Annotated in this window: 8 protein-coding genes; 2 read left to right on the top strand and 6 right to left on the bottom strand. The window is 67.5% G+C overall.

Features of this window, described 5'->3' with window-relative positions; translation table 11 throughout:
* Positions 1 to 57: 57 nt before the first annotated feature.
* Both G6N32_RS11830 and G6N32_RS11825 read right to left on the bottom strand, forming a co-directional pair.
* Complete coding sequence (locus G6N32_RS11830) at positions 58 to 2,598, bottom strand: Ig-like domain-containing protein (protein ID WP_147292020.1); 2,541 nt, start codon at positions 2,596 to 2,598, stop codon at positions 58 to 60.
* A gap of 582 nt (positions 2,599 to 3,180) precedes the next feature.
* Positions 3,181 to 3,780 (bottom strand): riboflavin synthase, encoded by a 600-nt coding sequence (locus G6N32_RS11825; RefSeq protein WP_115319761.1) that lies wholly within the window; start codon positions 3,778 to 3,780, stop codon positions 3,181 to 3,183.
* A 130-nt stretch (positions 3,781 to 3,910) separates the two neighbouring features.
* Between G6N32_RS11825 and G6N32_RS11820 the strand changes: the two genes are divergently transcribed.
* Together G6N32_RS11820 and G6N32_RS11815 are read left to right on the top strand one after the other, a co-directional pair.
* Positions 3,911 to 4,609 carry an LppX_LprAFG lipoprotein gene (locus tag G6N32_RS11820; RefSeq protein WP_170310593.1) on the top strand — a complete coding sequence of 233 codons (699 nt, stop codon included), beginning with the start codon at positions 3,911 to 3,913 and terminating at the stop codon, positions 4,607 to 4,609.
* An 11-nt stretch (positions 4,610 to 4,620) separates the two neighbouring features.
* Positions 4,621 to 6,177 (top strand): MFS transporter, encoded by a 1,557-nt coding sequence (locus tag G6N32_RS11815; RefSeq protein ID WP_115319759.1) that lies wholly within the window; start codon positions 4,621 to 4,623, stop codon positions 6,175 to 6,177.
* On the opposite strand, the gene lysA is transcribed toward G6N32_RS11815, so the two are convergent.
* From lysA to G6N32_RS11795, 4 genes are read right to left on the bottom strand one after another with little or no spacing between them, the layout of a single operon-like run.
* On the bottom strand, positions 6,178 to 7,431 hold the full coding sequence (gene lysA / locus G6N32_RS11810) for a diaminopimelate decarboxylase (RefSeq protein ID WP_115321104.1): 1,254 nt from the start codon (positions 7,429 to 7,431) through the stop codon (positions 6,178 to 6,180).
* Positions 7,431 to 8,156: a glucosamine-6-phosphate deaminase gene (locus G6N32_RS11805; protein ID WP_115319758.1), complete on the bottom strand. Its 726-nt coding sequence runs from the start codon at positions 8,154 to 8,156 to the stop codon at positions 7,431 to 7,433. Before G6N32_RS11805 ends, lysA begins: the two co-directional genes overlap by 1 nt.
* Positions 8,153 to 9,589 carry a xylulokinase gene (locus G6N32_RS11800; protein WP_115319757.1) on the bottom strand — a complete coding sequence of 479 codons (1,437 nt, stop codon included), beginning with the start codon at positions 9,587 to 9,589 and terminating at the stop codon, positions 8,153 to 8,155. The genes G6N32_RS11805 and G6N32_RS11800 overlap by 4 nt, the downstream gene beginning before the upstream one ends.
* Positions 9,586 to 10,950: an aspartate aminotransferase family protein gene (locus G6N32_RS11795; protein WP_115319756.1), complete on the bottom strand. Its 1,365-nt coding sequence runs from the start codon at positions 10,948 to 10,950 to the stop codon at positions 9,586 to 9,588. Before G6N32_RS11795 ends, G6N32_RS11800 begins: the two co-directional genes overlap by 4 nt.
* Between the last annotated feature and the right edge of the window lie 13 nt (positions 10,951 to 10,963).

Raw genomic sequence — 10,963 nt, 5'->3', positions numbered from 1 at the left:
TAGGAATCTAGCAAATTTGCACACGCGCAAGTCCTGATTGAGGTAATGGACCGGCGGTCAGGCGACCGTGTACGTCCTCGAGTTGCTCGACAAGACGCCGGTCACGACACCGCCCGATACCACGTAGTAGCCGTCGTAGACCGTGATCGTGACGACCGTGCCGCTACTGGCGCCGCTGGTGGACAGGGTCAACCAGAACGAGTCGTAGGTCGCGGTGCCCTGCGTGGAGGTGACGACGTACGTCAGGCTGTCGCTGTCGCCATCGCTCGCGTTGCCCACGCCGGTCCAGTAATTGCCCCACCGGGTCCCGCCCGAGGTGGTGCCCGGTGTGGTGTTGACCGCATAGATCGGCACGGTCGCCGTATAGGTCGTCGAGCCGCCGAAGGGATCGCTGACCGTCGCGGTGAACGTGTCACTGACCGCGTTGCCGGTGGCCCCGACCTTGGCTGCACCGTGGTAGTACGAATAGCCCTTGTCGATGCTGTAACTGAACGTTCCGTTGGCGTTGACGACCACCGTGCCGCCGTTGGCGGTCGTATACGTGCCGGCGGTGTAGGTGAGCGGGTCGCCCTCGGCGTCGCTGGCATGCAGTGTGCCGGTGGTCGTCTGCTTGAGATTGCCGATGCCCAGGATGCGGTTGTCCTGCAGGTTGGACGAGCCGATCGCCGTCGCGCCGGGCGTTGGGGCCGTGTTGACCACCGTCGGCTTGACGGCCAGCGACAGGGTGACGGCACGGCCGCTGGCGTCGGTGGCGATCACGGTGACGACATCGCCGTTGGCCGTCGTACGCCCGACATTCGAGGTGTAGGTGAATGCGCCCGTGGCCGGGTTGAAGGAGGTCACGGTGCCCTTCGTCGGGCTGGCACCAAGGGCATAGCTGGTGAAGATGCCGGCATCACCACTCGGGATAGGAACCGAACCGGTCACGACGTACGGCGTCGAGGTGTTGAGGTTGCCCGGCGTGATAGACGTGGTGTTGGCCACCGTGACCGTCGAGACGGTGGCGCCACCGTGTCCATCGGTGATCTGCACCTGGAAACTCTGCGTCGCACCGGCATTGGCCGACGAGACATAGGTGAAGGCGCCGGTGGTCGAGTTCAGGGTGACGATGCCGCCATTCCCGGCGCCGTTCTTGGTGTAGCCGGAGTTGTTGCTCAGACCGTTGACCGACGACCCGACCAGCGAGTACGTCAAGGTGTCGCCGTCGGAGTCACTGCCGCCGACGCTGCCGCGGACCACGCCCAGACCGTCGGCGGCACCCATCGTCGGAGACGACGTCGGAGGAGTGTTCGATCCGTCGATGATCTGGATCTTGAAGGTCAGGGTGTACTTGACGCCGTCCGCGGACGTCACCGGGATGTTCACGGTGTCGTATCGGTCGTCCGGGTTCTCCGACGTCGCCCGGTGAAAAAACGCCTTGCCGGGAAGCGTGTTCGTGTAGGTGAATCCACCGTCGCTGGTGTTGATGGTGACCAGCCCACCACCTGCTGAGGTGAACGTCCCGAGGAGCGACGTACCGAAGTCCACCGATCTGCCATCGGGATCCACCGCATGGAACGTGCCGGCCGCGTATTCGGAGCGCGAGCTGTCGCCGCCCAAACTCAGTGTGTAGAGCCAACTGTCGTACGTGGTGCTCGTCGTGAACGGCGTCAGGACGGCCATTTCCTGGAACCGCTTGTAAATGGCGACCAACGCGACGTACGCCACGACCGTGAACGGATTCACTTGGGCCGCAGTCCACGTCGGCAGCGTGATGTTCCAGGCCCGGGTGGGGTCGTAGTACGCGCCCCCGTCGCTGAGTCCGAAAGTGGCGATCGCTGCGGCCTGCGCCGCGGCGATCTTCGTTTCGAGACTGGTGGAGTTGGTGAGGTCAGCTCTGGTGACAGTGGCGCCGGTGGTCGTCTTGATGACGTCAATCTCCCACTGAGCCGGGTCGTAGACACCGTTGAGCATGTCCGTCAAGACCGTCGCCGTTCCGACCACGGCAGCGCCCATGATCTTGTACTGCGTGATGATGCCGAAGGTGCCCGCCCCCGGGCTGATGTTGAACGGCGGCACGATCCGATTGAGGAAGTCGCCCCACGCGTTGAGCGTGTCCGAGAACGTATAGCTGGGGATCGCGGGCTTGATGAAAAGACCCAGAATGCTGGACAGATCGGGGACCCACCGGGCCGGGCTGCCCGCGACCGCAGCGGCGACCAATGCGTCGAGCTGATTGTCGAGAGCGTCCAGGTTCTGGTCGGTGACGTAGTTGGTGACCGTGACGAAGTTGTGCGGCAAACCGGGCCAACCGGCGAGGCGGTCGACCGCCCGGGTCAGCACCCCCATGAAGTACCAGGCCGCCGACCCTGTTGCGGGGGTGTCAGCCGCGACGGCCGGCTTGACCGCGGCCGTTGCGGACTTCTCCACTCGCGCTGGGGCGGAAGCGGTTTCGACGGCCGCCTCCGGAGTTTTCACCTCAGCGGCGGTCGGGGTGGTCGAAGTGGACGAACTGTCGGTGGCCGTCTGATCGCCGGTCGCGGGGACGGCCGTAGCGGCTGTGGTCGTGGTGGCTGGGGTCGTCGTGGTGGCTGGGGTCGTCGTGGTGGCTGGGGTCATGGTGCCGGCTACCGCAGAAGACGGTTTGGGAGCTGTTGACGATCGCTTGACCGACGGACGCGTGCGCGCAGATCCGGCCGTAGTGGTTGCACGCGTCGATTTCGAGGAAGTGCCGGCGTCACTGGCTGTACTGGCCTTGGACCCGGAATCCGGCGAACCGCCATCGGTGGCGGCCGAGGCCACTCCTTGCCCCGTCGCGACCGCCAACCCCACCCCCACGGCCGCTGCGAGGATTCCATTGCGAGCCGCGCGCTGCCGATTGCGGGCCACCTGTTTCCGATGGCGGGCCGCCCGCTTCCGGTGGCGACCGACGCGCTTGTGAGAACTCACCGATCCTCCGACTCATCGAGGCGTGCCGACACTTGCGTGAGGCGGCTCACACACTTTGCTTGGGAGAGACGCAGCGATATTCGCTGTCCGCAACCTAACATCGCCCGGCATTTTCGCCAAGGACAATTTCAGAGCCGCAATTAGATGGCTTCTGATCAGCGAATTCGATAGATCAGAGGCGGTTTTTCCTCAGTTGTGTCTAATTGCGCAGCAAATGTCCGTACTGATCAATTGATCAGTCGGCCCGAGGCGTCAGCGCTCGCGGTCGGCGAGCAAACGTTCCACGTATTTCGCGATGACATCGACTTCGAGGTTCACCGGCGTGTCGACCGCCGCGCGACCGAGTGTGGTCAGCGCCAGCGTCGTGGGAATCAGCGAGACCTCGAACCAGTCGTCACCCAACCCGGACACCGTCAGGGAGATGCCGTCGACCGTGATCGAGCCCTTCTCCACCACGTACCGGGACAGCTCCGGTGGCAGCGCGATCCGCACGATCTCCCAGTGCTCGGACGGTGAGCGGGAGATGACGCGGCCGGTCCCGTCGACGTGACCCTGGACGATATGTCCGCCGAGCCGGCTGTTGACCGCCGCAGCGCGTTCCAGGTTCACCGCACTTCCGACGTCGACCGCTGCCAGGCTGGACCGGTTGAGCGTCTCGGCCATCACGTCGGCACTGAACTGTCCGCCGGGCAGCACCTCGACGACGGTCAGACAGACACCGTTGACGGCGATCGAGTCGCCGTGGCGAGCATCGGCGGTCACGACGGGTCCGCGGATCACGAACCGGGCCGAGTCGGCCAGCTCATCCTTGCCGACGATCTCACCCAGTTCTTCGACGATTCCGGTGAACACGCGCCCAATCTAGTCCGGCCGTGACGACACTCGCTTAGGTGCACTAAATCTGCAGTTCACGGCCCATAACGCAGACGGAGTGCAGCCTGGCGCCGCAGGTCCGGTCACCGCGACCCTCTACGATGCACCTATGCCGACGCGCCGCCGAATGTTCGCCGTCCTCACCGCCCTCCTCGCAACAGCAACCCTGTTCGTCGCGGGCTGCTCATCCTCATCCAAGCCCTCAGAGCCCCTACCGGAGGCCGCTGGACTGCTGCAGCAGTCCATTCAGGTCACCAAGGCTCTCAAGAGCGCCCACCTCGAGATCACGGTCGGCGGCAAGATCGAGGGTCTGCCGGTCAAGAAGCTGTCCGGCGATCTGACCAACGTGCCCGCCACCGCGGTGTCCGGGAACTCGACCATCTCGATGGGCGGCTCGGACGTCGACATCCAGCTGGTCGTGCTCGACGGCACCCTCTACGCCGCGCTGACCCCCAACAACTGGCTCGACATGGGCCCGGCCAAGGACATCTACGACCCGTCGGTGGTCCTCAACCCGGACAACGGGCTGGCCAACTGGCTCGCCAGCATCACCGACGCCAAGTCGGAGGCCAGCGAGACCATCAACGGTGTGGACACCATCCGCATCACCGGCAAGGTCAGCGCCGACGCCATGAACAAGCTGATTCCGCTCAAGGCGTCCAGCCCGCTGCCCGCCACCGTGTGGATCCAGAAGGCCGACCCGCATCAGCTGGTCCAGGCCAAGGCCGACACGGGTAACGGCAGCAGCATCCAGATCACGCTGTCGGAGTGGGACAAGCCGGTCACCGTCACCAAGCCCGCCGTCTGACGGGCCCGGTAATGGCTGAGTCTCTGGACACTGCCGCCCACCGGGCGGGGACCTCCGGCCGCAGCCGCCGGATCGTGATCAGCGCGGGTAGCCTCGCCGTTCTGCTCGGGGCGCTCGACACCTATGTCGTCGTCACGATCATGGTCGACATCATGTCGACGGTCGGTATCCCGGTGAACAAGCTGCAGCAGGTCACCCCGATCATCACCTGGTACATGCTGGGCTACATCGCGGCGATGCCGCTGCTGGGCCGGCTGTCCGACCGCTTCGGGCGCAAGCTGATGCTGCAGCTGTCGCTGGTCACGTTCGCGGCCGGCTCGGTGGTGACCGCGCTGTCCACCGACCTGACGATGCTGGTGATCGGTCGGCTTGTCCAGGGTGTCGCCGCAGGTGCCCTGCTGCCCGTGACACTCGCGCTGGCGGCCGACCTGTGGGCTGCCCGCAGCCGCGCCGCGGTGCTCGGCGGCATCGGCGCCGCCCAGGAGCTGGGCAGCGTGCTCGGCCCGCTCTACGGCATCGGCGTGGTGTTGCTGCTGGGCAAGTGGCAGGACGTGTTCTGGATCAACGTGCCGCTCACCGTGATCGCGATGGTGGCGATCCACTTCAGCCTGCCCTCCCATGACCGCAGCGAGAACCCTGAAAAGGTCGATCTGGTCGGCGGCATCCTGCTCGCGATCGCGTTGGGCCTGGCCGTGATCGGGTTGTACAACCCGAACCCCGACGGCAAGACGCTGCTTCCGCCGCACGGCCTGATCCTCGTGATCGGCGCGGTCATCGCAGCCATCGCATTCTTCGTCTGGGAGCGGTTCGCCCGCACCCGGTTGATCGAACCGGCCGGCGTCCGCTTCGTGCCGTTCCTGGCCTCGCTGGGCACCTCGCTGTGCGCGGGTGCGGCGCTGATGGTCACGCTGGTCAACGTCGAACTGTTCGGTCAGGGTGTGCTGGGTAAAGACCAGACGCAGGCCGCGTTCCTGCTGCTGCATTTCCTGATCGCGCTGCCGGTCGGAGCGCTCATCGGCGGCTGGGTCGCCACCCGGATCGGCGACCGGATCGTCGCCGTGGTCGGCATGCTGATCTCCTCGGGCGCATACCTGCTGGTGTCGCACTGGGGCACCAATGTGGCCGGCGCCCGCCACGATTTCGGGTTCGTGTCGCTGCCGGTGATCGACACCGACCTGGCGCTGGCCGGCTTCGGCCTGGGTCTGGTGATCGGCCCGCTGACCTCCGCTGCGCTACGGGTGGTGCCGCCGGCTCAGCACGGCATCGCCTCCTCGCTCGTCGTCGTGGCCCGCATGACCGGCATGCTGATCGGCGTCGCCGCGCTCAGTGCGTGGGGCCTGTACCGGTTCAACCAGATCCTGGCCACGCTGCCGAGTCCGGGCGGCAACAGCCTGGCCGCCAAGATCGCGGGCGAGGCCGAGCGGTACCGCACCGCCTTCGCGATGCAGTACGGCTCGATCTTCTTCGTCACCGTGATCGTGTGCCTGGTCGGCGCCGCGCTGGCGCTGTTCATCGGCGGCAGGCAAGCGCACGCCGAGGAGACGGTCGAGGAGACGGTGGCCGCGTAGCTAGACGTCGCGGGCCAACAGGTCGGCCCAGGTGTCGCGGCGCACCACGACCCGGGCGTCCCCGTTCGCGGCGAACACCACCGGGATGCGGCGCGCACCGTTGTACTGGTTGGACATCGTGTAGCAGTACGCCCCGGTCACCGGGACGGCCAGCAGATCGCCCACCACTGGATTGTCAAGCGGGACACCGTCGATCAGCTGGTCGCCGGATTCGCAGTGCCTGCCGACGACGGTGACGTCCGCGCCCCCGCCCACCCGGTCGACCAGCGTCGCCTCGAACCGTTGGCCGTACAGCGACACCTCCAGGTTGTCCCCCATTCCGCCGTCGACCGCGACATGGGTGACCACTCCGTGTTTGACGGTCGTCACGCGGTAGACCGTGCAGGCTGCGGCCGCGGTCATCGACCGGCCCGGCTCGACGATGATGCGGGCGTCGGCGGGAACCAGGCCGCGGGCCTTCTCGATCATGGCGTGGGCGTAGGCGTCCACCGTCGGCGGGTGATCGGCGTAGGTGTAGCGCACCCCGAGCCCGCCACCGAAGTCGTAGACGTCGAAGCTGCCGAGTTCGGCGACCGGGGCCACGGCTGCGGCGAGCTGGTCGGCGTCGAGTAGCTGCGAGCCGACGTGGGTGTGCACGCCGTCGCAGCGCAGCACCCGGCTGCGGCGGATCCTCTCGATCGCCACCCCGGCATCGGCAGGCAGCAGCCCGAATTTCGAGCCGGCATGCCCGGTCGCCACTGCGGAATGGGTATTCGCCTCGATACCCGGCACGACGCGCACCAGGCAGGGCTGCCTGCGGCCGGGTTCGACGATGCGCTCCAGCCGGTCGATGTCGTCGAAGTTGTCGACGACGATCAGGCCGACGCCGCTGCTGACGGCCATGCCGAGCTCCTCGTCGGTCTTGGCGTTGCCGTGCAACAACATCCGTGCCGGGTCGGCCCCGGCGGCCAATGCGGTGACGATCTCTCCCCCGCCGGCCACGTCGAGCAGCAATCCCTCCTCACTGGCCAGACGCTGAATTGCGGTGCAGGGGAATGCTTTCGACGCGAACGCCACATCCGTGCGGGCCCACCGGCTACGGAACGCCTCGAGGTAGTCCCTGGCCCGCTGCCGCAGGGCGTCTTCGGCGACCACCATCAGCGGGGTGCCGAATTCGGCAGCCAGCGCATCGAGCCGGCAGCCGCCGACGGTCAGGACGCCATCCGAGCGCTGCGAGCCGGGCGGAAACAGACCGAGTACATCGGGATCGTTCATCACGCCATCCTGCTCCATGCCGCGCGGTCCGCGATCACCGTGACATCGCTGTGCTGCTGCAACACCGATGCCGGTACAGACGCGTCGACGGGTCCGCGCAGTGCGGCCGCCAGCGCGTCGGCCTTTGCCCGACCGGCCGCCAGCAGCAGGATGCAGCGGGCCCGACCGATCGTCGCCAGTCCCTGGGTGATCGCCCTGCGCGGGACGTCGTCGACCCGGCCGCCGAAGAACCGGGCATTGTCGTGCCGGGTCTGGTCGGACAGGTCCACCACCCGCGTGGTCGAATCGAGCGGCGAGCCGGGCTCGTTGAACGCCAGGTGCCCATTGGAGCCGATCCCGGCGATCTGGACATCGACACCACCCGTCTCGGCAATCCGCTGCTCGAACGCCTGAGCCACAGCCGCCGGATCGGCGCCATTTCCCTGCGGCACATGAACATTGGCGACCGGGATACCGAGCGGATCGGCGACGCGCGAACGCACGTAGGCCGTGTAGCTGCGTGGGTCACGCTCGTCGAGACCGACGTACTCGTCGAGTGCGAGCACCGTGGCACCGGAGAGGTCGAGCTCGCCGTGACGGCTGCGCGATGCCAACTCGGCGTACACCCGCATCGGGGTACCGCCGGTGGCCACCCCGAGCGTGGGCGCGGCGGACGGCAGCCGCTCCAGCAGGGCGGCGGCCGCGGTGGTCGCGAACATGTCGTCGTCGACGACGGTCACGTTCATCGGTTCACCTTCGCGCTCGCCCGCAGCCGTGCGTCGTCATGGCGGGCCAGGCAGTCGGTCCACCAGCCATGCCGGTCTGGTCGGGGCGCGACGATCCGCGGGGCATCGTCGCGGATGATCGGATTCCCGGTCACGCCCGCGGCGAACAGCGCCGCGCCGATCGCCGAATGGTCGGTCACCGCCGGATCCACCCACACCTCTCGTCCCGTCGCATCCGCGATGTCCTGCCACATCAGCGGGCTCACCGCACTGCCGCCGCCGAGCCGGACCGGACCTGACTGACCCGTCGCCGCGGAAAGCACGTCGATGCACCGGCGCAGTTCGACCACGATGCCGGTCAGCAGTGCCCGGCCGATATGCCCGATGCCCATCCCAAGCCGGAGGCCCTGCAGGGTGCCGGTCAGGCTCGGGTCCCACAAGGCGCCCTGCTCCCCCGGCGATAGATACGGCAAGAACAACGGCGCGTCGGCGAGCGCCACCGTTGCTGCCGCCTCGAGGAGATCGGCCGGTCCATCCAGGCCGAACAGCGCGGCGATGGCGTCGAACGCCGAACCCATTGCCAGCAGATCCATTTCGAGGCCCCAGCCGGACCCGGCCAGCGGGGTGACCAGGTAGCGCATGTCGGGATCGCGGGTCGGCCGATCAGAGACACCCAGCACGACTGCACTGGTACCGGCGATCACCCCCACCTCTCCGTGCGCCCGCGCCCCCACTCCCAGCACACCGAGCACCGAGTCCGCCGCGCCCAGCACCACAGGCAGCTCGCCCGGCACTCCCCACCGCTGCCGCCATCGTTGCGTGAGGGGCAGTGCGGTGGCCGAATCGGCCACCTCGGGCAAGCCCGGCAGACCGGACGCGGCGACCAACTCCGCACTCCAACAACCACGTTCGAGATCGAAGACGGCGCTGCCCGCCGCGGTGCTGGGGTCGGTGAGCAACGCCCCGGTCAGCTGGTGGAACAACACGTCCTTGGCGCCGGCGACGGTCGTCCCTGCGCAGCCGAGCCCCTGAAGCCGGGCGTGCATCGGCGCCAGGTACCGCCCGTCGACCCGCTGTCCGGTGATCCGATAGAGCTCGGCGTCCCCGACCATGGCGCGCAACTGGTCGGCCTGCCGCTCAGCCCGGCCGTCCTCCCAGGTGATCGCCGCCCCCACCGGCTCGAGCATGGTGTCCAGCTCGACCAGTGTGGGCAGCATCGCGCTCAGCCCGATCGCACTCCACCGCCGCGGCGGCACCAAGCCCGCAACGACGTCGCCGGCCGCTCCCAGCGCCTCCCACCAATGGTGCGGATCTTGTTCGGCCGCTTCGTGTTCGGGCCGTCGGGTGGGGTACTCCGACCGCGCCGATGCGATGACCGCACCGTCGTGATCGACTGCGACGACCTTGACCGCCGAGGTGCCGAGGTCGACGCCGATGACTACCGGTGCGGTCACGACCGGGACGCGGCCGTCCGGGTGCGGGCAACGACGGTCAGCGCGTCAGCGGCGGCCTGGAGCGTCTCGTCGATGTCGCGGTCATCGTGAACCAGCGAGACGAACAGATTCTCGAACTGCAGCGGATGGAACAACACCCCGCGAATCACCATCTCCTCATACCACCGGGTGAACAGAGCCTCGTCGGCACGGCTCACCGCGTCGCGCCAGTTGTGGATAGGACCGTCGGCGAACCACAACTGGAACACCGTGCCGAGTCCTTCACAGTAGGCATCCAGGCCGCGCTCGGCGGCCAACTCGCCGAGACCCGCGGCCAGGCGGTGCCCCAGTGCCCGCTGACGCTCATACAACCCCGGTTCGGCCAGCAGGTCCATCGTCGCCGACACCGCGGCGCATTGCACGACGTTGGCGTTGTAGGTACCCGAGTGGGAGTAGATGCCGTCGGCGACCAGGTGCATGGCTTCCGTCGAGCCGCCGACCGCGGCGACCGGGAACCCGCCGCCGAGGCCTTTGGCCAGGGTGGTGAGATCCGGTGTGACGCCGAACCATTCCTGGGCCCCGCCGCGGGCGAACCGGAACCCGGTGATCACCTCGTCGAAGATCAACAGCGCGCCGTGTTTGCGTGTCTCGCTGCGCAGAAGTTCCAGATAACCCGGTTCGGGCAGGATGCACCCGGTGTTGAACACCGCGGGTTCGGTGAGCACCGCGGCGATCTCGTCGCCGCGCCGGTTCATCAGCTCCACGAAGCTGTCGGCGTCGTTCCACGTCAGCACCACGAGAGTGTCTTCCAGTTCGGCCGGGACCCCGGGTCCCATCGCAACCGGTCGTGGATGATCGGCCGGTCCGGCCAGCACCGGGTCGACGTGGTTGGACCAGTACACGGTGTCCTGCCAGCCGTGGTAGTGCCCCTCGAACCGGACCACGATTCGCCGTCCGGTGGTGGCCCTGGCCAGCCGCACCGCCGTGCCCACCGCCTCGGATCCGGAATTGGTGAAGCGGACCTGTTCGATACCCGGTACGGCGGCCACCACCTTTTCGGCGGCCTCGATCTCCAGCTCGTACGGCAACCCGAAGCACGTACCGAGATCGCGGACGGCCTCGGTGACAGCGCTGGTCACCACCGGATGGCGATGCCCGAGGATCATCGGCCCCAGCCCCAGCAGATAGTCGATGTAGGTGTTGCCGTCCACGTCGGTCAGGCGCGATCGGCTGCCGTGCGCCATCACGATCGGATAGGGCTTCCACCCGTTGCGCGGCAGCCGGGCCGTCGAGCCCGCACCGCCGGGAATCGTTCGCTTGGCCCGTTCGTACAGCGCCTTGGTGACCGGGGTCCGGGCCGCATAAGCATCGGTGAAGTGCATCAGGACATCTCTT

The sequence above is a fragment of the Mycolicibacterium aichiense genome (assembly GCF_010726245.1).
Lineage (GTDB): Bacteria > Actinomycetota > Actinomycetes > Mycobacteriales > Mycobacteriaceae > Mycobacterium > Mycobacterium aichiense.
This window is presented reverse-complemented; position numbering and strand designations above follow the sequence as displayed.